This window comes from Schlegelella aquatica (assembly GCF_026013905.1).
Taxonomy (GTDB): Bacteria; Pseudomonadota; Gammaproteobacteria; order Burkholderiales; family Burkholderiaceae_C; genus Caldimonas; species Caldimonas aquatica.
This window is the reverse complement of the sequence record NZ_CP110257.1, coordinates 998619-1020441: the sequence shown is the minus strand read 5'-3', so window position 1 is coordinate 1020441 and position 21823 is coordinate 998619. Positions and strand designations below refer to the sequence as shown.

Sequence of the window (21823 nt, the reverse complement as noted above, 5' to 3'; positions counted from 1 at the left end):
GCCCCCATGGACACCAAGGACGTGGCCGACCTGCTCAAAGACCTCATCGAGAACTCGCGCGACGGCGCGCTGGGCTTCGCCGAGTGCGCCAAGCATGTGCAATCGCAGGAGCTCAAGAGCTTGTTCACCGAGCGCTCCGCCGCTTGCGAGCGTGCCGCGCAGGAACTCGAGAGCTGCCTCGCGCGCTACGGCGGCCGCCCGGACAGCGGCGGCACGGCCGCGGGGGCGCTGCATCGCGGCTGGGTATCGCTGCGGGGCAACCTCAGCACTCACAGCGACCTGGCGATGCTGGAGGAGTGCGAGCGCGGCGAGGATGCAGGCGTGGCGCGCTACCGCAATGCGCTGCAGAAAGAGCTGCCCCCCGATGTGCGGGAGTTGTTGCAGCGCCACTACGACGGGGCCCGGCGCACGCACGACCAGATCAAGGCTCTGCGCGAGCGTTACCGCGCGCAGACGGCGTGAGGAGACCTGGGATGAACGATCCCGCGCTCCTGCGGCGGCCGCACCGCCTCCTCGTGGTGGGAACGCTGATGGCAGCCGCCGCGCTCGCCGGTTGCCGTCCCAATCCGCCCTCCTCCACGACGCAGGGCCCGGAGCAAAGCGCCCCCGCTCCCACCCCCACACCGACGAGCGGGGACGGCGCCCCGGCGGCCACCGGAAGCCCGAGTGACACCGGCACCTCCGGCGCGACGGGCACCGGGCCGACCGGCAATGCGGCAGACGGGACGACCGGCATGGGCAGCGCGACCGCCAGTGGCCGCGCGACCGGCACCGGCAGCGCCGCCGGCAGCGGCAGCGCCGCGGGGACCCCGGGCTCGTCGCCCTCAGGCACCGTGGGTGGCAGCGCTGCAGCGGCCAGCGCTGCGACCAACCCCGCGGGAGGCACGCCTCCGGCGGGAGCCAGCCGGCCTTGATCCTCGATGAACGGGGCGCTGCAGGAAGCGCAGCCCACGGCGAGCCCGCGACCCGGCACGGCCGTGCGGGTCGACCGGCGCCTGTCGCGGGCCCTCAAAGAGCTCCTGGACCAGCCCCCTCCGAAACTCGTCTACGTCAACGACACCATGCCCGGCTACCGCCGCGTACGCCGGGGCGACGCGTTCGAGTACCTGGACACCGAAGGCCGGCCCCTGCGCGACGAAGCCGCACTGCGCCGCATCCGCAGCCTGGCCATCCCGCCGGCTTACACCGACGTGTGGATCTGCCCGCGCGCCGACGGGCACTTGCAGGCCACCGGACGCGACGCGCGCGGGCGCAAGCAGTACCGATACCACCCGTACTGGCAGGTCCTGCGCGACTGCGACAAGTTCGACCGGATGCTGGCGTTCGGCGAGGCCCTGCCGCGCATCCGGGCCCGGGTGCGCCGGCATCTCGCCTTGCGCGGGCTGCCGCGCGAGAAGGTACTGGCAGCACTGGTGCAGCTGCTGGACACGACCTTCATCCGCGTCGGCAACGACGAGTACGCCCGCGAGAACGGCTCCTTCGGCCTGACCACGCTGCGCACGCGGCACGCGGCGGTGCGCGGTGACACCTTGCGCCTCAAGTTCAAGGGCAAGAGCGGCGTGTTGCACGACATCGCCGTCACCGACCGCCAGCTCGCACGCATCGTGCGGCGCTGCCAGGAGCTGCCGGGACAGGACCTCTTCCAGTACCTCGACGAGGCCGGCGAGATCCGCTCGGTCGGCTCCACCGACGTGAACGACTACCTGCGTGACATCGGCGGCAGCGACTTCACGGCGAAGGATTTCCGCACCTGGCACGGCAGCGTGCAGGCCTTGGAGCAACTGGGCTCGCTCACCGCCTCCAGCCCCACCGAAGCCAAGCGGATGGTCAAGGCGGCGCTCTCGCAGGTGGCCGAGCGCCTGGGCAACACCGTGGCGGTATGCCGCAAGTCCTACGTCCACCCGAAGATCGTGGAGGCCTTCCTCGAAGGCAAGCTGCAATCGCCCCGAGCGGCCGGGAAGGCTCCGCGCGCACTCACGCCGGCGGAGCGCCGGCTCATGGCCTTCCTGCGCGCCGGAAGCGCTGCCTGAAGTCCCGGGAGGCATTGGGGCGTCCTGCTCCTTGCACAGGCGTGCGCCGTCGGGCTATTTGCAGGTCGGCCCGTCTTTATGCACAAGATGCATAACTCCGGCGTCCACGCCCACGCGGCGCGTCCTACAGTTCGGTTGCGCTCCTGGCCACTTTCAAGAGGAGGGCCAGCCCGCATGAATCTTTCACGAAAGGAATCCGTGTGAGCCTGTCCTATGTGACCCCGTCTCCCGACAGCCCCTGGTCCACGTACCTCTCGCAGGTGGACCGGGTGATCCCCTATCTGGGCCCCCTGGCACGTTGGGCAGAGACGCTCAAGCGCCCCAAGCGCGCCCTGATCGTGGATGTGCCGATCGAGATGGACGACGGCAGCGTGCGGCACTTCGAGGGTTACCGCGTGCAGCACAACCTCTCGCGCGGCCCCGGCAAAGGCGGCGTGCGCTACCACCCGGACGTGACGCTCGAAGAAGTCATGGCCCTGGCCGCGTGGATGACGATCAAGAACGCGGCCGTCAACCTGCCCTACGGGGGCGCCAAGGGGGGCATCCGCGTCGATCCCAAGCTGCTGTCGCAAAAGGAGCTCGAGAAGCTGACCCGCCGCTACACCAGCGAGATCGGCATCATCATCGGCCCGCAGCAGGACATCCCCGCCCCCGACGTGAACACGAACGCCCAGGTCATGGCGTGGATGATGGACACCTACTCGATGAACATCGGGGCCACGGCCACCGGTGTGGTCACCGGCAAGCCGATCCACCTGGGCGGCTCGCTGGGCCGCGTCAAGGCCACCGGGCGCGGGGTGTTCGTCACCGGGCGCGAGGCGGCCCGACGCATCGGCCTCAACCTGGACGGCGCGCGCATCGCAGTGCAGGGCTTCGGCAACGTGGGCAGTGCCGCCGCCGAGCTCTTCGTCGGCGCGGGCGCGAAGCTCGTGGCCGTGCAGGACCACACCGGCACCATCTACAACCCCGAGGGCATGGACATGGCCGCCCTGATGCGCACTGCGCGCGAAGAAGGCGGCGTGAGCCACTTCGTGGGCGCGGAACGCATCGACAACGAAGCGTTCTGGGACGTCGATTGCGACATCCTCATCCCGGCCGCGCTCGAGGGGCAGATCACCGCGGCACGGGCGAACCGCATCAAGGCGCGGCTGGTGCTCGAAGGGGCCAACGGCCCCACGCTGCCCGGCGCCGACGACGTGCTGACCGATCGCGGCGTGCTGGTCGTTCCGGATGTCATCTGCAACGCCGGCGGCGTGACCGTCTCCTACTTCGAGTGGGTGCAGGACTTCTCCAGCTTCTTCTGGAGCGAGGACGAGATCAACCTGCGGCTCGACAAGATCATGGTCGATGCGCTCAAGAAGATCTGGGACACCTCCGAGCGGCACAAGATCTCGCTGCGCACCGCCACGTTCGCGGTGGCCTGCGAGCGCATCCTGATGGCCCGCCAGGAACGCGGCCTGTACCCCTGAACGGCCTGCCACGCCGAGCGCCCGCCAAGGGGCGCTCAGCCCCCTCCCCGCTGCATGTAGAGGTCGAAGTACCGCATGAAGCGCAGGCGGGTCGATGCGTCTGCCCCCTCGAACCTGAAGCTCACCAGCAGGCGGGGCAGCCGCACGAGGCCCACGGCGCGCGGCTCGGCTGGCCGCCACACGAGGTGCAGCATCCCTTCGGGCAGGACGACCTCGGCCCTGCCCGGGCCGAGCCGCAGTTCGCAGGCACCCACCGCGCCCGGCAGCCATTGCAACCACTGCGCCTCGCTGCACCCCATGTCGCGCTCGAAGGCCGGCGGGTAGTGCAGCAGCATCGGCCGGGTGCCTCGAGCGGTGGTCGGTGCCTGTCAGCCCCCGGCGATCGGGGGCCAGATCGCCAGCACGTCGCCCTCGCGCAGCCGGTGCTGCCCGCGATCCTGAGGCGCAACGTAGTGGCCGTTCACCAGCACCAAGTGCACGAGCTTCGGAGGCAGCCCGAACGGCGCGGTGACCTGGTCGATCGTGGCGCCGTCCTCCACCTCCAGTTGGACCTGGTTGGTGCGGCGCGCTTCGGGAGGGAGGTGATCCGCAAGGGTCGCGTAGAGCTTGAAGGTGATCTTCATTGCAAGACGGCGCGCCGGTCCTGCGCCTGAGCGCGGGCCAGGTACGCCTCCATCAACCGCGTCGGGTCTTCGAGCAGCCGGTCTTTCCAGGGGCCCAGCGGAACGCGGCCCTCGACCAGGCCGCGCATCACGCCCACATGCTGCGTCCAGCCGACGCTGTTGCAACCGACCAGCCGGTCGCCGTCGAACTGAAGGCTGAGGTGCCGATGGCGCTCGCGGTCGGTGAGCTCCACATGCTGCCCGCCCGGCACGCCTTGCCAGTCGCCGAAGCTCGCGCTCACGAGCCCCAGCGTGTCGAGCACGTTGATCTGGGTGACCCCGCGCAGCACGGCCCGTGGGCGGCGTGCATCGAGCGCGGCCATGTTGAGCGCGGCCACATAGGCCTGGTCCGCCGCATTGGGCTGAATGGCGCTCACGATGGTGCGCCCGCTCGCCACGTCGAACGCCTCTGCGCAGTCGCCCGCGGCATACACCCCCGGCACGTTCGTCTGCATGTGCTCGTCCGTGAGCACGCCTTGCAGGCAGCGGATGCCGGAGTTCTCCAGGAAGGCGATGTCGGGCTTCACGCCCGTTGCGCTGATGAGCAGGTCCACGCTCAGGCGCTCGCCGTTGGACAGCCGCACCGACAGCGGCGTGCCCGCATCCACGGCCTCGACGCGGGTGCCTGTGTAGACGCGCACGCCCTTGCCTTCGCACCAGGACTTGATCATGCCGCCCGCGGTCGGGCCCATCATGCGGGGCACCATGCGGTCCCCCATCTCGACCACGGTGAGCTGCACGCCGCGCGCGGCCAGCGCCTCCATGATGATGCAGCCGATGAAGCCGGCGCCCATCTGCAGCACGCGGGCGCCCGGCTGCGCGAGCCGCTGGATGTGGCGCGCGTCTTCCAGCGTCCAGCAGGTGTGCACGTGCGGCAAGTCCATGCCCGGGATCGGCGGGTGGACCGGCTTGGAGCCGGTGGCCAGCAGCAGCGTGTCGAAAGGCAGCGCCGAGCCGTCATCGAGCACCACCTGGCGCTGCGCCGCATCGACCCGCACCGCCCGCCCGCGCCGCAGCACCACCCCCAGCCGCTCGAAGTGCGCCGCGTCCTTGCGCAGGTAGGTGCCCCGCTCGTCGATCTGGCCGACGAGCAGGTACGGGATGGCCATGCGCGAGTACGGGGGCTCGGGCTCGTCGCCCACGATCACGATCTGGTCGCCGGGCGCGTGCTTGCGAAGCGTCTCGGCGGCGATCACGCCGGCCGGCCCGGCCCCGAGGATGAGGTGGCGTCTCATCTCGACACCCTCGCCTCAGAGGCCCAGCCGTTCGCGCGTCTCCGGCTTGAGCTGGCCGTTCGCGTCCCAGCCGCGGATCTCGTAGTAGTGCGGCAGCATCTCGCCCAACTTGCTGGTGAGCCCCTTGGCCGGCCCCGTGCGCGCGCCTTCGGTCAGCAGACGCTTGGGCAGCGTGTCGTCCTTGGCGCTGAAGCCCGCGCGGTTGTTGAAGTCGCGCTCCAGGTTCCAGATCCGCTCGCCGATGGTCGAGAGGTTTTCGAGCGTGAATTCGGCACCGCAGGCGGCGGCCACCTGCGGCTGCACGTCGGCCAGCCCCCAGGCGAAGCTGGTGAAGATGCAGATGCCGGCCGAATCGAACACCGCGGTGGCGTCCTGGAAGGCCTTGACGAGCTCGGGCTTGCCCTCGGCGGTGTGCGGGTCGGTCTTGACCGGGATGCCGAGGATCTCCGAGGCCACGGTGTAGCTGCGCAGGTGGCAGGCACCGCGGTTGGAGGTTGCGTAGGTCAAGCCCATGCCCTGGATCCCGCGGGCGTCGTAGGCCGGGAACTCCTGGCCTTTGACGCTCATCGACAGCTCGGGGTGCCCGTACTTCTCGCACAGCCGCTTGCTGCCCAGGCCGATCTCCTTGCCGAAACCTTCGCCGCGGGCGGTGATGTCGGCGAAATAGGCCAAGGCCTTGGCCGAGCCGAAAGGCGCCTCGATGCGGAGTTGCTCCTTCGTGAGCACGCCCATCTCGTACAGCTCCATCACCGCGCCCACCGTCGCGCCGAAGGAGATCGGGTCCATCCCCTGCTCGTTGCAGATCAGGTTGGCGTACTGCAGCGCCTCCAGGTCGTTGACGCCGTTGGCCGCCCCCAGCGCCCAAGCCGCCTCGTACTCCAGCCCGCCCGACGCCCCCCAGTACTGCGGCTTGTTCTCGACGGTGAAGTGCGTCTGGTCGATCTTGCTGACGCGCCCGCAGGCGATGGTGCAGCCGAAGCACGCCTGGTTGGTGACGAGCTGCGGCTTGCCGTCGCTCGCGCGCGGCGTCGCCATGGCCTCGGCGGAGATGTCCTTGGCGCCCTCGAACTGGCTGTCGCGGTGGTTGCGCGTGGGCAAGGCGCCGACCTCGTTGATCACGTTCATCAGCACCTGGGTGCCGAACTTCGGCAGCCCCTGCCCCGTGACGGCGTTGTCGGCCAGCACCTTCTTCTTCTCGGCCGTGATCTGCAGGAACGCCTTGGGATCGGCGATGTTGCCCACCCCCAGCGTGCCCCGCACCGCGATCGCCTTGAGGTTCTTGGACCCCATCACCGCACCCACGCCGGAGCGCCCGGCGGCGCGGTGGAGGTCGTTGACCACCGCAGCGAACAGCACGCCGTTCTCCCCGGCGGTGCCGATGCTCGAGACGCGGATCAGCGGGTCCTGGTGTTGGGCCTTGAGGGTCGCTTCCGTGTGCCAGACCGACTTGCCCCACAGGTGAGCGGCATCGCGCAGTTCGGCACGGTCGTTCTCGACATACAGGTACACCGGCCGGGGCGAGCGGCCCTCGAAGATGATCATGTCCCACCCGGCCATCTTGAGCTCGGCGCCCCAGTAGCCGCCCGAGTTGGAGCAGGCGATCGCACCGGTCAGCGGCCCCTTCGTGACGACGGTGTAGCGCCCGCCGGTCGAGGCCATCGTGCCGGTCAGGGGACCCGTCGCCCAGATGATCTTGTTGGCCGGCGACAAGGGATCGACCGTCGGGTCGATCTCGCTGGTCAGGTACTTGGTGGCCAGGCCCCGCGAGCCGAGGTAGGCGCGGGCCCAGTCCATGTTGAGCGGCTCGGAACGAACCTCGCCGGTGGTGAGATTGACGCGCAGGATCTTGCCAGCCCAGGACATGGTGCTCTCCTCGTCGTGTGTGCAGCGCGAGCGGCTCAGGCGGCGGCCTGGTTGCCCAGCTTGTCGGCCCAGGTGCGCATGCGCTCCAGGCCCGTCCAGTTGGCATCCACGTAAGTGATGGCCGTGGTGGGGCACGCCTGCGCGCAGGCAGGTTCGCCGCCGCACAGGTCGCACTTCTGCACCTTGCCGGTCTCCTGCACGTAGTTGATCGTGCCGAACGGGCAGGCGATGGTGCACACCTTGCAGCCCACGCAGGTCGACTCGCTCACCACCTTGGCGCCGGTCAGCTTGTCCATCGTGATCGCCTCCACCGGGCAGGCATGCAGACACCAAGCCTCGTCGCATTGGGTGCAGGTGTAGGGCACCTTGCGCCCGGTGTCGTGGAAGTCGAACACCTTGATGCGCGACTTCGCCGTCGCGAACACCCCGTAGTTCTCGTAGCTGCATGCCATCTCGCATTGCAGGCATCCGGTGCATTTGTCGGGGTTGATGTGCAGGACTTTCTGCATGGCTCACCTTTCGGTTGGCTGAAGAGGCTGCCGGGCACGCCCGGCCCAGGACCTATGAAATGTTGTGCCTAGGGCCACCCGCCTGCCTACCTAGGCCTAACCCCTAGAACGGCCAGGGAGAAAGGCCGCCTCTGCGCCAGCGTGGAACAGCGCCCTTCGGGCCAGGCCCGCCTCCACACACGCCCGAGGTTGCGCCCCGCCCGTCCCAAGGCGCATAGTGGCTCGTGGCTTGGCGGTGGCCGCCCTTTCTTGCCGTCGAACCTCCTTTCGACCGGCCCGGGTGCCAGCGTCGGCGTGCCCCTTGGAGAGTAGCCCTCATGCCCGCGTCCCTTCGCCCTACCGACCGCGCCGCGGCGCCGGCTGTGCCGGTCGTGCTCGGCCCCGAGCACGGCAGCTCGATCGCCCAATCGCACGATCGCTGCCGCGCCATGGGCGTCGAAGAAGACCGCCTGCCCGACCTGAGTCCTGTCTCGCCCGTGCGGCTGCAGCAGATGCGCGAGCTCAACCGCCGTCTGTGCGAACACGCCGCGCCCATCATGGAAATGCTGTTCGAGCAGATCGTCTCGACCCGCAGCATCGTCGTGCTCACGGACACCCAAGGCACCATCTTGCACAGCATCGGAGACGACCACTTCATGGAGCGCGCGCAGCAGATCGCGCTCGCGCCCGGGGTGAACTGGTCGGAAGCCGCCAAGGGAACCAACGCCATCGGCACGGCCCTGTACGACGAGGCCCCGACGGTCGTGCATGGCGGCGAGCACTACGTGCGGGCGAACCGTTTCCTGACCTGCTCGGCAGCCCCCATCTTCGACCACGCCGGCCGGGTGCTCGGCGTGCTGGACGTGACCGGGCACCAGCGCTCTTACCATCCGCACACGCTCGCCATGGTGGCCATGTCGGCGCGCTTGATCGAGAACCAGTGGTTCAGCGACCGCTTCCGCCACGGCCTGAGGCTGCACTTCGCGGCCCGGCCCGAGGCGCTGGGGACGGTGCGGGAAGGCATGGTGGCGGTCTCCCCCGAAGGGGCCATTCTCGGCGCCAACCGTTGCGCGCTGGACCAGCTGCGGCTGAGCCCGGCGGCCTTGCGCATCCGCGGCCTGGAATCCGTGTTCGGCGTGAGCCTGCCCCAGCTGGCCGACCACTGCCGCCGCCACGCCGACCAGCCCATCGCCCTGGAAGTGACCGACGGCCGGGGTGAAACGCGGCTCATCCACGCCCGGGCGTTCTTCCACTGGCCCACGCTGTGGCCGGCGGCGGTCGCGCAGGAGATGACCGCCACGCCGGTGCCGGTCGATGCGCCCGGGCAGGCGCGCCCGGAGCCGGCGGGCGCGAGGCGCAGCACCGCGCCGCTGCCAGCCGCCAAAGAAGGGCCATCTACCGAGGCGAGCGAAACGGCCCCCTCACTCGGCCACGGCACGCTCGAACGGCTCGAACTCGAGGCCATCGAGCGCACGCTGGCCGCCTGCGGAGGCAACGTCTCGCAAGCCGCCCGCGCGCTCGGCATCGGGCGCAACACCGTCTATCGCAAGTTGCGGCGGCTGCGCCAGGGCCCGAAGACCCCGCCCGCGGCCCCTTGAGACGCCCCACGCAGAGCGCGCGCAGCTGGCAGAGCGCAGCGCGCCTCAGGTCGCGGCCCACGGCGCCGGCCGCTCGGCCCGACAACGCTGCCTGGGCCAGCGGGGCGAGCTCTTTACCCCGGGCTCGTGGCCTTCACTGCGCCTGCGCGTTGGGGAAGAAGAGCTGCTCGCCGCCGATCCTGTACGACGCGATCGTCGCTTGACCTTGCGGCGAGACGATCCAGTCCACGAAGGCTTGCGCAAGTTCTCGCTTGACGTGCGGGTGCTTCTCGGGATTCACGACGATCAGGCCATACTGGTTGAAGAGCCGCTTGTCGCCCTCGACCAGCACAGCCAGGTCCGCGCGGTTCTTGAAGGACAGCCACGTGCCGCGGTCGGCCAGCACGTAGGCGCCGGAAGAAGCCGCGATGTTGAGCGCCGGCCCCATCCCGCAGCCGCACTCCTTGTAGCCGGCCACGCGCCCGGCGGGCGTCTCGATGCCGGCGAGCTTCCAATACCGAAGCTCGGCGGCATGGGTGCCGCTCTTGTCGCCGCGCGAGACGAAGGGCGCGGTGCCCGCCGCCAGCTTCTGCAACGCGGCCACGATGTCCCTGCCGCGCACGCCGGCTGGGTCCTGCTTCGGCCCGATCAGCACGAAGTCGTTGTACATGACGGGCCAGCGCTTCAATCCGTGGCCCTCGGCGACGAACTTCTCCTCGGCCGCCTGGTCGTGCACGAACACCACGTCCGCATCGCCCCGGCGGGCCATGTCGAGGGCCTGGCCGGTGCCCAGTGCGACCACGCGCACGTCGATGCCGCGCGCCTGCTTGAAAGCCGGCAGCAGGTGCGAGAACAGTCCCGATTGCTCGGTGGACGTGGTCGACGCCATGACGATGTAGCGGTCCTGCGCGTGCGCGCCCGAACCGAGGAGCGCCGCCCCCGCAAGGGCCAGCAACGAGCGACGCGCGCGGGATGTCAATGCCATGGCAGTTCTCCCTTCAGGAACGACTCCGCCTCACGAGGCAGAGGGCCGTCGAAAAAGTGCTGGACGGGCACGTCGGCCAGGATGCGCCCCTCCTCCAGGTAGACCACGCGGGTGGCCAGGCGCTTCACCTGTCCGAGGTTGTGCGAACTCATCACCAGCGTGATCCCCTGCTGCGCGAACTCGTGCACCAGGGCTTCGACCTCTCGCTTGGCAGTAGGGTCCAGGCTCGCGGTCGGCTCGTCGAGAAACAGCAACCGCGGTCGCAGCGCCCAGGCCCGCGCCAGCGCCAGCCGCTGCTGCTGCCCGCCCGACAGCACCCGTGCGTTGCGCAGCGCCTGCTCGGACAACCCGACGCGCGCCAGCGCCTCGGCCGCGCGCGGGCGTCGCTCTCTCGCAGGGACGCCAGCCAGCTCGAGCGCCAGCTCCACATTGGCGAGCGCGGACATGCGCAGCACGAACGGACGCTGGAACACCATGGCCTGGCGCGCAGCGCCAGCAGGGACTTCGCGCCGGCCCGCCGCCAGCGGCACCAGACCGTGCAGCACGCGCAGCAGCGTGCTCTTGCCCGAGCCGTTGGCGCCCACCAGCGCGATGCGTTCGCCGTCCGACACGGCGAGGGTGACGCCCTGCAAGGCCAGCTTGCGGCCGTAGCGCACCTCGGCGTCCATCAGGGCGACCAGCACCGCCCCCTGCTCGGGGTGCGGCTCGGGTGCGATCCACTCGGGCTCCAGGCGTTGCACGGCTTTCACGTCCACGCCTCCTCCGTGCGCAGGCGCCATTCCTTGAGCAGCGCGATCCACGCGTTGAGGATGAGCACCACTCCGAGCAGCACGAAGCCCAGCGCAAGCGCCAGCGGCAGGTCCCCCTTGCTCGTCTCCAGGGCGATCGCGGTGGTCATCACCCGGGTCACCCCGTCGATGTTGCCCCCCACGATCATCACCGCGCCGACCTCGGACACCGCCCGCCCGAAGGCGGCCAGTGCCAGCGTGACCAGGCTCATGCGTTCGTCCCACAATAGCAGCAAGGCGCAGCGCAGGCGACCGGCCCCGAGCGAGAGCAGCTGCTCGCCATGGTCGCGCATCTGGTCCTCGATCATCTGCCGCGCCAGCGCGGTCACGATGGGCAGCACGAGCAGGCTCTGCGCGACGATCATCGCCCCGGGGGTGAACAGCAGGCCGAGCGAGCCGAGCGGCCCCGCGCGCGAGAGCAGCAGGTACACCACGAGGCCCACGACGACCGAAGGCAGTGCGAGCAGCGTATTGAGGACCACCAGCACCGCGCGCCGGCCCGGGAACTGCGTCACCGCGAGCCAGGCGCCCGCCACCAGCCCGGCGGGCACGGCCACCGCGCTGGCGCAGCCGCTCACGAACAGCGAGAGCGCGACGACCTCCCACAAGCGGGGATCGCCGGAGCCCAGGAGCTGGGCGGCATGGATCAGACTGGCAGAAAAATCGTTCATCGCTGCCGTCGGTATCCTAGGCGCCAGCTCCGGCGCCCGCGATATGAACACCCATGCATAGGATCCACCTCACCTACGCCCTCGGCGACAGCGGCGACAGCCCTCGCGAGCTGCACCATCCGCTCATGCGGCTGCTCGACGCGATCCACGTCACCGGTTCGATCTCGGGCGCGGCGCGTGAGCTGGACTTGTCGTACCGGCACGTCTGGGGCGAACTCAAGCGCTGGGAACAGGAGCTGGGGCAGGACCTGGTCGTCTGGTCCAAGGGGCAGCCGGCGCGTCTGTCCCAGTTCGGCGAGAAGCTCTTGTGGGCCGAGCGGCGCGCGAAAGCGCGCCTGGCCCCTCAGATCGACGCGCTGCGCTCGGAGCTGGAACGCGCCTTCGCCATCGCGTTCGACCCCCACGCCGAAGTGCTCACCCTGTACGCGAGCCACGACAACGCGTTGCCGCTGCTGCGCGAGACGGCGGCGCGCGACGACTTGCACCTGGACATGCGCTTCACCGGCAGCACCGAGGCGCTGCAGGCCCTCAATCGCGGGGTGTGCACGGTGGCCGGCTTTCACGCGCATGTGCACTCGCCCTTGCGCTCGCCGACCGCACAGGCCTACCGTCCCCTGTTGAAACCGGGTCGCCACAAGCTGATCGGCTTTGCGCGCCGCACGCAGGGGCTCATCGTCGCTCCCGGCAATCCGGCCGGCATCCACGCTCTGGCCGACCTCACGCGCGGCGGCCTGCGCTTCGTCAACCGCCCCTGGGGGGCGGGCACCCGGGTCCTGCTGGAGCAGTTGCTCGCCCAGCAGCGCATCCCCGCGCGCGACATCGCGGGATTCGACCGCGAGGAGCCGTCCCACGACGCAGTCGCCGAAGCCGTGGCCTGCGGCAGCGCCGACGTGGCCTTCGGCATCGAGTCGGCCGCCCGGCAACGCGGCCTGGACTTCGTGCCGATCACGCAGGAAGGCTATTTCCTGGTCACGCTGCGCGAGCACCTGGAGCAACCGGAACTGCAGCACTTGCGCCGCATCCTCCAGGCCCGAGCATGGCAGGAGCGGCTGGAGCGGCTGCGCGGCTACGAGAGCGACCGCAGCGGCGAGGTGCTGTCGCTGCGCAGCGTGCTGCCCTGGTGGAGCTACCGGCGGCCGAAGGCGTAGCGGGCGCGCCGCTCACCAGGCACAGCTGCGGAATCCGCAGAAGATGTCGTCGCGCTCCGGACGGAAGAAGTTCCGGTACTTGGGATGCGCCAGGCGCCTGCGGGTGGCGAACGAGGCCCCGCGCACCACGCGGTGCGTGCCGAACCACGGCCGGGAGTAATCGGCGTACGGGTCGGCAGCGAAGCCCGGGTACGGCTCGAAACGCGAAGCCGTCCATTCCCAGACCTCCCCCCACCGGAAGCCGCGGCCGCCCGCGGCGTGGGCCGCCACCTCCCACTCGGCCTCGGTCGGCAGTCGCCGCCCCGCCCAGCGACACCAGGCATTCGCCTCGTGCCAGCTCACATGCATGACCGGGGTGTTGAGGGGCACGTGCACCAGCGTGCCCATGCGCTGCATCAGCACACCGTGGCGAATCTGCTCCACATGCCGCGGTGCCCGACGGCCGCTCGCCTGGAGCCAGCGCCAGCCCTCGGAGCTCCACCAGCGCTCGTCGTCGTAGCCGCCGTCCTCGACGAACTCCGCATACTGCGTCCACGTCACCGGCTGCGCGTCGATTTCGAACTCCGGCACCTGCACCTCGTGGGCCCACTTCTCGTTGTCGAACACGAAGCCCGGCGTCCCCTGCTCGACGCCCAGGCGCCAGCGCGTGGCGGCCACGCCGATCGGCTCGCGCAAGGGCCGCGGCTGAGGCCAGGCGAGGCCCTCGACCGGCAGTCCGCGCGTCTGCGCCATGTAGGCGAAAGCCTCGGCGTGCATGTCCTCATGGAACAACGCCAGGCGAAAGAAGTACAGCCCCTCGTCCGTCTCCGGTGCATTCGAGAGCAACTCCAGCGTGCTTTCGAGCGTGTCGACGAGGTAGCGTTTCGTCGCCTCCACATCGGGCAGCAGCAACTCCCAGCGCGTGGCGTGCGGCACCTGCGAGGAGTCGTACCACGCATCGGCCTGAGGCTCGACCGACGGCAGCCGCGGGCGCGACCGGTCCGCCTCCGGTCCGCGGTGTCGCTCCACGTTCCTTCCGATCCAGTACTCCTGGAACCACGCCACGTGACCGAGCTCCCACAAGGGCGGGTTCAGTTCCGGCAGCCGCGGCGCGTCGAGCACCGCCTCGTGAGCCGCGAAGCGTTGCAACGTACAGTTGCGACTGTCGATCAGCGCCAGCGACAACAGATCGCGCCCGGCGCTGCGCATCTGGGGTGTATCCATGTCGAGCACTGCACGTTCCTCTCGAGAAAGCGCCGAGCCGCGTGGCGGCCCCGCCACCGAGAGCCCCAGCGTCGTCATCGTGAGCCCGGCGCGCGCCGAGGCGAACAACGGCAACTGGCGCACCGCGGAACGCTGGGCGCGGCATCTCTCGACGCATTGTCGCACCCGCATCGTCGATGAATGGCGCGACGGCGAGCGCGCCGACGTGCTGATCGCCTTGCATGCGCGGCGCAGCGCCCCCTCCCTGCTGCGTCACGCCCACTGCCATCCCGCGGCGCCGCGGGTCCTGGTGCTCACGGGCACCGACGTCTACCGCGACATCCACACCGATGCCGAGGCCCAGCGGGCCCTGCGGGCCGCCACCCGGCTGGTGGCGTTGCAGGAGGATGCCGTGCGCCAGCTGCCCGCCGCATTGCGCTCGCGCTGTGTCGTCATCCACCAATCGGTCGAGCCGGCCTGCCCCGACGACCTCGCGCCCCGCAGCGGGGTGGCGACAGGGCGCGCTCTGCGGGTGATCGAGGTCGCTCACCTGCGCGACGAGAAGGACCCGCTCACCTACCTGCGGGCCGTCGAGCGGCTGACCGGCGAGCAGGGTCTCGCCTTCGAACTCGTCGGCTCGCCCTTGCAGCCCGAGTTGGGCGAGGCCGCGCGCGCGGTGCAGGCGCGCAGCCCCCATTTCGAGTGGGCAGGCGCGCTGCCCCACCACGAGACGCGGCGGCGCATCGCCGCGGCCGACGTGCTGGTCAACACCTCCCGCATGGAAGGCGGCGCGCACGTCCTGATCGAGGCCATGGTGTGCGGCGCCGCCATCCTCGCCACCCGCATCGGCGGCAACCTCGGCATGCTGGGCCCCGAGCATCCGGGCCTCTTCGAGGTCGGCGACGACGCGGGGCTGGCCGCCTTGATCCTGCGCTGCCGCGACGAGCCGGCCTTCGTCGAACGCCTGCGCGAGCACGGACGCCGCCGGGCCCCGGTCTTCGCGCCCGAGCGCGAGCGCGAGGCGCTGGTGCAACTCGTGCAGTCGCTCGCGCCCTTCAGGCCTGTGGGAAGATTGGCGTGATCCCTGTTGGAGTATGCGCCCCGATGAACGCCCCCGAACCCTCCCGCCCGCCCCGCCTGACCTCGCTCTCGCATGGCGGCGGTTGCGGCTGCAAGATCGCACCCGGCGTGCTGTCCGAGATCCTGCGGTCCATGCCCAGCACCCTGCCCGTGCCACCCCAGCTGATGGTGGGCATCGAGACGGCCGACGATGCAGCCGTCTACCGGCTCAACGACGAGCAGGCCCTGATCGCGACGACCGACTTCTTCATGCCCATCGTCGATGATCCCTACGACTTCGGCCGCATCGCCGCCACCAATGCCATCTCGGACGTCTACGCGATGGGCGGCACACCGATTCTCGCGCTGGGCATCGTCGGCATGCCGATCAACGTGCTGCCGCTCGAAACGATCGGCCGCATCCTGGAAGGCGGACAGAGCGTGTGTGCGGCGGCCGGCATCCCGATCGCCGGCGGCCACACCATCGACTCGGTCGAGCCGATCTACGGTCTCGTCGTCCTGGGGCTCGCCCCTCCTTCCCGCATCAAGCGCAATGCGGACGCCAAGCCGGGCGACGTGCTGTTGCTCGGCAAGCCGCTGGGCGTGGGCGTGCTGTCGGCCGCGCTCAAGAAGGAGCAGCTCGACGCGCAAGGCTACCGGCGCATGATCGACTCCACCACGAAGCTCAACACGCCGGGCGCGGAGCTCGCCGCGCTCGAGGGCGTGCACGCGCTCACCGATGTGACCGGCTTCGGGTTGGCGGGCCACTCGCTGGAAGTCGCCCGCGGCGCCGGGTGCACGGTGCGCGTCGAGTGGAAGCGCGTGCCGCTGATCGAGGGCGTGCGCGAGCTGGCCGCGCAGGGCTTCGTGACCGGCGCCTCCGGCCGCAACTGGACGAGCTACGGGGCCGACGTGCGACTGCCCGAAGGCTTCGCCGTCGAGGACCGCGCCCTGCTGACCGATCCGCAGACGAGCGGGGGACTGCTGGTTTCCTGTTCCCGTGAGGCGGCAGAGGAGGTGCTGGCCGTCTTCCGCCGGCACGGCTTCGCCTCGGCCGCCCTCATCGGCGAGGTGGTGGCCGGCGCTGCGGTACTGGAAGTGGTCTGATCGCCCCGCCCGTGCTCATTCGCGGTCGATGACCGCGAATGCCGAGTGGTTGTGACAGCAGTCTGAACTGCACCAGCTTGGCTGTCCAGCCCTCGACGGCGCTGGCGCGCCCACGGGCCGCGGGCCCGTGCTCATTCGCGGTCGATGACCGCGAATGCCGAGTGGTTGTGTATCGACTCGAAGTTTTCGACCTCGACGCGGTAGCGGCCGATGCGAGGCTCGGCGTTGAGGCGCAGCGCGACGTCGCGCACCAGGTCCTCGACGAACTTCGGGTTCTCGTAGGCCCGCTCGGTGATCCACTTCTCGTCGGTGCGCTTGAGCAGCGGCCAGATCTCGCTGGAGGCGCTCTCCTCGGCGAAGCGCACCAGCTCCAGCCAGTCCATCTCGCCCAGCAGCTCGGCGCGTATCGTGACGTGCGAGCGCTGGTTGTGCGCGCCGAACTCCGAGATCTCCTTCGAGCACGGGCACAGCGACTTGACCGGCACCACGACCTCGGCCCACACGGTCGTGCGGCCGTCGCGTGCCTCGGCGATCCAAGCGCCCTGGTAGTCCAGCAGGCTCTTCACGCCGGAGACCGGAGCGGTCTTCTCGATGAAGAACGAAAAGCGGGCCTCGATGCGGCCGTCCCGGGCCTGCAAGAGCGCCAGCATGCCGTCCAGGTCCTCGCGCAGCCGCTGCGCCTCCACCGGGTCGGCATGGTGCTCGTTGAGCCAGGCCACGAAGCGCGACATGTGCGTGCCCTTCTGATCGGCAGGCAACGCGACATCGAGCGCCCAAGTGGCGATGCTCGGCTGCACCTCGCCCCCCACCTTCAGCCGGATCGGGTAGCGCACGTCCTTCACGCCCACGCGGCGGATCGCCAGGCGCCGCTCGTCGCGGCTGCTCTGCACGTCCGGCATGGCGTCGCCCGGTGGCATCAGGTTCTTGAGGCTGGTCATGTCGTTCATCGTTTCCCTCGGACCCCGGCACTGTCAATGGCCGTGGCGACAGTCTGAGGCCTTCGGGCTTTCCCTAGGATCGCTGGGGAGATGCCGTCCAGGCGTCTCTTCATTGGTTGGCGGCAGGACGCAGCGCCTGCGGCTTGGACCCGAAGCGCTGCAGGATGGAGCGCTCGATGCCGGCCGCGTCCAGCCCTTCGAGCGCCATCAGCTTGGCCGGATCGCCATGCTCGATGAAGGCATCCTTGAAGCCGAGCATCAGCACGGGGGTCGCAAGACCCGCGGCGTGCAAGGCTTCGGCCACGGCGCTGCCGGCCCCTCCCATGATGCAACCCTCCTCGACGGTCACCACGGCGTCGTGCGTGCGCGCCAACTCCTCGACGAGCTGGGTGTCCAGCGGCTTGACGAACCGCATGTTGGCCACCGTGGCGTTGAGGCGCTCGGCGGCCTCCAGCGCCGCGTAGAGCACGGGCCCGAACGCGAGGATCGCGATGCGCTCGCCGCGCCGGCGCACCTCGCCGCGGCCGAAGGGCAGCGCGGTCATCTCCTGCACCACCTCCACGCCGACCCCGCTGCCGCGCGGATAGCGCACGGCCGTGGGGTGGTCCTGGCAGTAGGCGGTGTAGAGGAGCTGCCGGCATTCGTTCTCGTCGGCGGGCGCCATCAGGCTCATGTTCGGGATGCAGCGCAGGAACGCGATGTCGAACGCTCCCATGTGCGTCGCGCCGTCGGCGCCCACGATGCCGGCGCGGTCGAGGGCGAAGACGACCGGCAGGTTCTGCAAGGCCACGTCGTGGATCAGCTGGTCGTAGGCGCGCTGCAGGAAGGTCGAGTAGATCGCCACCACCGGCTTCAGGCCCTCGCAGGCCAGGCCGGCGGCGAACGTCACCGCGTGCTGCTCGGCGATGCCCACGTCGTAGTAGCGCTTCGGGAACCGCCGCTCGAACTCGACCATGCCCGAGCCCTCGCGCATGGCGGGCGTGATGCCGACCAGCCGCTCGTCGCGCTCGGCCATATCGCACAGCCATTGGCCGAACACCTGCGTGAAGCTCGGCTTGCCCCCGGCGGACTTCTTCAACCCGACGGCCGGGTCGAACTTGCCGGGGCCGTGGTAGGTGATCGGGTCGGCCTCGGCCAGCTTGTAGCCATAGCCCTTCTTGGTGACCACGTGCAGGAACTGCGGGCCCTTGAGCTTGCGCAGGTTCTCCAGCGTCGGGATCAGCGCATCCAGGTCGTGGCCGTCGATCGGGCCCACGTAGTTGAAGCCGAACTCCTCGAAGATCGTGGCCGGGGCGATCATCCCCTTGGCGTGCTCCTCGAAGCGGCGCGCCAGCTCCAGCAGCGGAGGCGCGTTCTTGAGCACCTGCTTGGCCCCTTCGCGCGCGGCGGCATAGAACCGCCCCGACATCAGCCGCGCCAGGTACTTGTTGAGCGCGCCCACCGGCGGCGAGATCGACATGTCGTTGTCGTTGAGCACCACCAGCAGGTCGGGCGTGCCCACCGGGTGCGGAAAGCCGGCGTTGTTGAGCGCCTCGAAGGCCATGCCGGCGCTCATCGCGCCGTCGCCGATGACCGCCACCGCGTGGCGCTCCTCGCCCTTCTGGCGTGCGGCCAGCGCCATGCCGAGCGCCGCCGAGATCGAGGTGGACGAGTGGGCGGTGCCGAAGGTGTCGTACTCGCTCTCGTCGCGCCGGGGAAAGCCGCTGATGCCCCCGAACTGGCGCAGGGTGTGCATGCGCTCACGCCGGCCGGTGAGAATCTTGTGCGGGTAGGTCTGGTGACCCACGTCCCAGACGATGCGGTCGTGCGGTGCGTCGAAGACGTAGTGCAGCGCGATCGTCAGCTCGACGGTGCCGAGGTTGGACGACAGATGCCCGCCCGTCTGAGAGACGCTGTGCAGCACGAAGCTGCGCAGCTCGTCGGCCAGGCGCTTCAACTCGGCGCGCGACAGACGCTTGAGGTCCGCCGGCGACTGGATGGTTTCGAGTAGGGGGTAGTTCATCAGCTCTGTCGATCCACCACTTTGTCGGCCAGCAAGGCGAGCCACTCGCCCGCTTCACCGAGCCCGGCGCGGGCCAGCGCTTCGTGGGCCTGCGCCAGCAGCTCGTCGGCGTAGCGCCGGGCGGCATCCAGGCCCAGCACCGACACGTAGGTCGGCTTGTTGGCTTCGGCATCCTTGCCTGCCGTCTTGCCCAGAGTGGCCGACGACTGCGTGGCGTCCAGGATGTCGTCGACCACCTGAAAGGCCAGCCCGATGCTCCAACCGTAGTCAGACAGGGCCCGCCAGGCAACATCGTTCGTGCGTCCGCAGGCCGCGCCCATCTGCACGCTGGCGCGCAGCAGCGCCCCGGTCTTGCGGCGGTGCATGTCGCGCAGGCAGGCCTCGTCCAAGGCCCTGCCGACGCTGGCCAGGTCGATCGCCTGCCCGCCGGCCATGCCCTCGCAGCCCGCGGCGCGTGCGAGCAGCCGGCACAGACGGGCCTGCAGCGCGCCCGGCACCACGCCCTCCTCGGGCGTGAGGATCTCGAAAGCCAACGCCTGCATCGCGTCGCCCGTCAGCATCGCCTGGGCTTCGCCGAACTTGACGTGCACCGTGGGCTTGCCCCGCCGCAGCACGTCGTTGTCCATGCACGGCATGTCGTCGTGCACGAGGGAATAGGCGTGGATCAGCTCCACCGCGCAGGCAGCGCGCAAGGCGGCTTCGGGGTGGCCGTCCACGGCTGCCGCGGCGGCCAACACCAGCAAGGGGCGCAGGCGCTTGCCCCCGCCGAGCACGGCGTAGCGCATCGCCTCGCCGAGGCCCGCGGGAGCGTCGGCCGGCACCCAGGCCGACAACGCCTCCTCCACGCGCTGGAGTTCGCGCTGCATCCACGCCTCGAAACGGGCGGCAGAGGTGGTCATTCGGGTTGGATCCATGGCTTGAGCTGCCCTTCCTCCAGCACTTTCACCTGCTGCTCCACGGCTTCCAGCCGGGCGCGGCAGTAGGCAAGCAGCTGGGCGCCGCGCTGATAGCTCTGCAACAGCCGGTCCAGCGGCAGCTGGCCGGACTCGAGCTCGTAGACCAGCCGCTCCAGCTCGGCCAGGGCGTCTTCATAGCTGGCCGGCTCGGCCGCAGCGGTCTCCACGGAAGGAACGGGCGTGCTCTTGGGCATGGCGTGCGGATGAAACTTTGCATTGTAGTCAGGGGTCTACCCGAGGTCCCCCTGCACACGGTGACCTGATTCACCGGATGAGCCACCTGGAGTTGAGGTTTCTCAAGGCAGGCCCGCGCGGCGCGCTTAGAATGGCGGGTTTACCCTGAGCGTCGGCGGAGCGTTCTTGCGCGCGAAGGAGGTGATTGCGCCCGCCTTCGGCTTCGGGGGAGATGAGCCCACCGCGGGTGGTGGTTGACATTGGTTTTTGGAGATCCTGGGGATCATGTCAGACCTGAGCCTTGCCCTTCAGCAAAGCCACACGCAACTGCCGGTCTCGGCCTACTTCGACGGCGAACTGTTCCGCCGCGAGATGGAGCTCATCTTCCATGGCGGGCCCCGCTACCTGGGGCACGAGCTGGCGGTGCCCCAGGTGGGAGATTACTACGCCCTGCCGCAGGAAGGCGAAGGCCGCGCCCTGGTGCGCACGCCCGAGGGCGTGCAGCTCATCTCCAACGTCTGCCGTCACCGGCAGGCGGTGATGCTGCGCGGGCGCGGCAACACCAAGAGCAACATCGTCTGCCCGCTGCACCGCTGGACGTACGGGCTGGATGGCCAGCTCATCGGCGCCCCGCACTTCCCGAACGATCCGTGCCTGAACCTCAACAACTACAAGGTCCGCACCTGGAACGGGCTGGTCTTCGAGGACAACGGGCGCGACATCGCGGCCGACCTGGCCCGACTGGGCCCGAGGGCCGAGCTCGACTTCACGGGCTTCGTGCTGGACAAGGTCGAGCTGCACGAGTGCGACTACAACTGGAAGACCTTCATCGAGGTGTACCTCGAGGACTACCACGTCGGCCCGTTCCACCCCGGCCTCGGCAACTTCGTGACCTGCGACGACCTGCGCTGGGAGTTCGGCCGCGAGTACTCGGTACAGACGGTCGGCATCAACAGCGCCCTGCGCAAGCCGGGCTCCGAGACGTACCGCAAGTGGCACGAGGCGGTACTGCGCTACAACAACGGCGAGCTGCCCAAGCACGGCGCCATCTGGCTCACGTACTACCCGAACATCATGATCGAGTGGTACCCGCACGTCCTGGTGATCTCGACGCTGTTCCCCAAGGGTCCGCAGAAGACGCTCAACCTGGTCGAGTTCTACTACCCCGAGGAGATCGCCGCGTTCGAGCGCGAGTTCGTCGAAGCCGAGCAAGCCGCCTACATGGAGACCTGCGTCGAGGACGACGAGATCGCCCTGCGCATGGACTGGGGCCGCAAGGCGCTGATGGAGCGAGGCGACAACGAGGTCGGCCCGTACCAGAGCCCCATGGAAGACGGCATGCAGCACTTCCATGAGTGGTACCGGCGGGTGATGAACTTCACCGGCTGAGATCACCCCGGCCGGTATCGTCCGGCCGCACAGCCTCCCCCCGTCACCGCCCGGCCCCGTGCCGGGCGGCTCACTGGGGGCCACCGCGCGGCCCTTTGAC

At 69.7% G+C, this 21823-nt stretch carries 21 protein-coding genes; 8 read left to right on the top strand and 13 right to left on the bottom strand.

What is annotated here, in order from left to right; all coding sequences use genetic code 11:
• The first annotated feature begins 6 nt into the window (after positions 1-6).
• The 3 genes from OMP39_RS04610 (at position 7) to OMP39_RS04600 (ending at position 3499) form a co-directional block, all read left to right on the top strand.
• Positions 7-462, top strand: a complete 456-nt coding sequence (locus OMP39_RS04610; RefSeq protein WP_264893619.1) for a ferritin-like domain-containing protein — start codon at positions 7-9, stop codon at positions 460-462.
• Positions 463-920: 458 nt separating this feature from the next.
• Positions 921-2030 carry a DNA topoisomerase IB gene (locus OMP39_RS04605; RefSeq protein WP_264893618.1) on the top strand — a complete coding sequence of 370 codons (1110 nt, stop codon included), beginning with the start codon at positions 921-923 and terminating at the stop codon, positions 2028-2030.
• 194 nt (positions 2031-2224) lie between these two features.
• The gene (locus OMP39_RS04600) at positions 2225-3499 is read left to right on the top strand and encodes a Glu/Leu/Phe/Val family dehydrogenase (RefSeq protein WP_264894438.1); all 1275 of its coding nucleotides are present in this window, start codon (positions 2225-2227) and stop codon (positions 3497-3499) included.
• Positions 3500-3534: 35 nt separating this feature from the next.
• On the opposite strand, the gene OMP39_RS04595 is transcribed toward OMP39_RS04600, so the two are convergent.
• Genes OMP39_RS04595 through OMP39_RS04575 form a run of 5 tightly spaced genes read right to left on the bottom strand, consistent with a single transcriptional unit; the run spans position 3535 to position 7768 of the window.
• Positions 3535-3834: a hypothetical protein gene (locus OMP39_RS04595; protein ID WP_264893617.1), complete on the bottom strand. Its 300-nt coding sequence runs from the start codon at positions 3832-3834 to the stop codon at positions 3535-3537.
• A 33-nt stretch (positions 3835-3867) separates the two neighbouring features.
• Entirely contained in the window at positions 3868-4122 is a 255-nt protein-coding gene (thiS, locus tag OMP39_RS04590) for a sulfur carrier protein ThiS (protein WP_264893616.1), read from the bottom strand.
• Complete coding sequence (locus tag OMP39_RS04585) at positions 4119-5396, bottom strand: NAD(P)/FAD-dependent oxidoreductase (protein ID WP_264893615.1); 1278 nt, start codon at positions 5394-5396, stop codon at positions 4119-4121. Before OMP39_RS04585 ends, thiS begins: the two co-directional genes overlap by 4 nt.
• A gap of 15 nt (positions 5397-5411) precedes the next feature.
• A complete protein-coding gene (locus OMP39_RS04580) occupies positions 5412-7259 on the bottom strand; it encodes an aldehyde ferredoxin oxidoreductase family protein (protein ID WP_264893614.1) in 1848 nt (615 codons plus the stop codon).
• 35 nt (positions 7260-7294) lie between these two features.
• Positions 7295-7768, bottom strand: coding sequence for a 4Fe-4S dicluster domain-containing protein (locus tag OMP39_RS04575; protein WP_264893613.1), 474 nt, complete (start codon positions 7766-7768; stop codon positions 7295-7297).
• 317 nt (positions 7769-8085) lie between these two features.
• On the opposite strand from OMP39_RS04575, the gene OMP39_RS04570 reads away from it, so the two are divergent.
• The gene (locus tag OMP39_RS04570) at positions 8086-9345 is read left to right on the top strand and encodes a sigma-54-dependent Fis family transcriptional regulator (protein ID WP_264893612.1); all 1260 of its coding nucleotides are present in this window, start codon (positions 8086-8088) and stop codon (positions 9343-9345) included.
• Positions 9346-9478: 133 nt separating this feature from the next.
• On the opposite strand, the gene OMP39_RS04565 is transcribed toward OMP39_RS04570, so the two are convergent.
• The 3 genes from OMP39_RS04565 to OMP39_RS04555 form a co-directional block, all read right to left on the bottom strand.
• Positions 9479-10309, bottom strand: a complete 831-nt coding sequence (locus OMP39_RS04565; protein ID WP_264893611.1) for an ABC transporter substrate-binding protein — start codon at positions 10307-10309, stop codon at positions 9479-9481.
• Positions 10300-10977 carry an ATP-binding cassette domain-containing protein gene (locus OMP39_RS04560; RefSeq protein WP_264894436.1) on the bottom strand — a complete coding sequence of 226 codons (678 nt, stop codon included), beginning with the start codon at positions 10975-10977 and terminating at the stop codon, positions 10300-10302. Before OMP39_RS04560 ends, OMP39_RS04565 begins: the two co-directional genes overlap by 10 nt.
• A 77-nt stretch (positions 10978-11054) precedes the next feature.
• Entirely contained in the window at positions 11055-11768 is a 714-nt protein-coding gene (locus tag OMP39_RS04555; RefSeq protein WP_264893610.1) for an ABC transporter permease, read from the bottom strand.
• A 53-nt stretch (positions 11769-11821) separates the two neighbouring features.
• On the opposite strand from OMP39_RS04555, the gene OMP39_RS04550 reads away from it, so the two are divergent.
• Positions 11822-12916, top strand: a complete 1095-nt coding sequence (locus OMP39_RS04550; protein WP_264893609.1) for a substrate-binding domain-containing protein — start codon at positions 11822-11824, stop codon at positions 12914-12916.
• A gap of 12 nt (positions 12917-12928) precedes the next feature.
• On the opposite strand, the gene senA is transcribed toward OMP39_RS04550, so the two are convergent.
• The gene (gene senA / locus OMP39_RS04545) at positions 12929-14119 is read right to left on the bottom strand and encodes a selenoneine synthase SenA (RefSeq protein ID WP_264893608.1); all 1191 of its coding nucleotides are present in this window, start codon (positions 14117-14119) and stop codon (positions 12929-12931) included.
• On the opposite strand from senA, the gene senB reads away from it, so the two are divergent.
• Both senB and selD read left to right on the top strand, forming a co-directional pair.
• On the top strand, positions 14118-15179 hold the full coding sequence (gene senB / locus OMP39_RS04540) for a selenoneine biosynthesis selenosugar synthase SenB (RefSeq protein ID WP_264893607.1): 1062 nt from the start codon (positions 14118-14120) through the stop codon (positions 15177-15179). The genes senA and senB overlap by 2 nt on opposite strands.
• A gap of 23 nt (positions 15180-15202) precedes the next feature.
• The gene (gene selD / locus OMP39_RS04535) at positions 15203-16264 is read left to right on the top strand and encodes a selenide, water dikinase SelD (protein ID WP_264893606.1); all 1062 of its coding nucleotides are present in this window, start codon (positions 15203-15205) and stop codon (positions 16262-16264) included.
• A gap of 131 nt (positions 16265-16395) precedes the next feature.
• Here selD and folE2 read toward each other — a convergent pair whose 3' ends face one another.
• The 4 genes from folE2 to xseB form a co-directional block, all read right to left on the bottom strand.
• Positions 16396-17202: a GTP cyclohydrolase FolE2 gene (gene folE2, locus OMP39_RS04530; RefSeq protein ID WP_264894434.1), complete on the bottom strand. Its 807-nt coding sequence runs from the start codon at positions 17200-17202 to the stop codon at positions 16396-16398.
• Positions 17203-17311: 109 nt separating this feature from the next.
• Positions 17312-19204, bottom strand: a complete 1893-nt coding sequence (dxs, locus tag OMP39_RS04525) for a 1-deoxy-D-xylulose-5-phosphate synthase (RefSeq protein ID WP_264893605.1) — start codon at positions 19202-19204, stop codon at positions 17312-17314.
• Positions 19204-20103: a polyprenyl synthetase family protein gene (locus tag OMP39_RS04520; protein ID WP_264893604.1), complete on the bottom strand. Its 900-nt coding sequence runs from the start codon at positions 20101-20103 to the stop codon at positions 19204-19206. The genes dxs and OMP39_RS04520 overlap by 1 nt, the downstream gene beginning before the upstream one ends.
• Positions 20100-20354 (bottom strand): exodeoxyribonuclease VII small subunit, encoded by a 255-nt coding sequence (gene xseB / locus OMP39_RS04515; RefSeq protein ID WP_264893603.1) that lies wholly within the window; start codon positions 20352-20354, stop codon positions 20100-20102. Before xseB ends, OMP39_RS04520 begins: the two co-directional genes overlap by 4 nt.
• Positions 20355-20619: 265 nt before the next feature.
• Here xseB and OMP39_RS04510 point away from each other — a divergent pair, with 265 nt between their 5' ends.
• Complete coding sequence (locus OMP39_RS04510) at positions 20620-21723, top strand: aromatic ring-hydroxylating oxygenase subunit alpha (protein WP_264893602.1); 1104 nt, start codon at positions 20620-20622, stop codon at positions 21721-21723.
• Positions 21724-21823 lie beyond the last annotated feature (100 nt).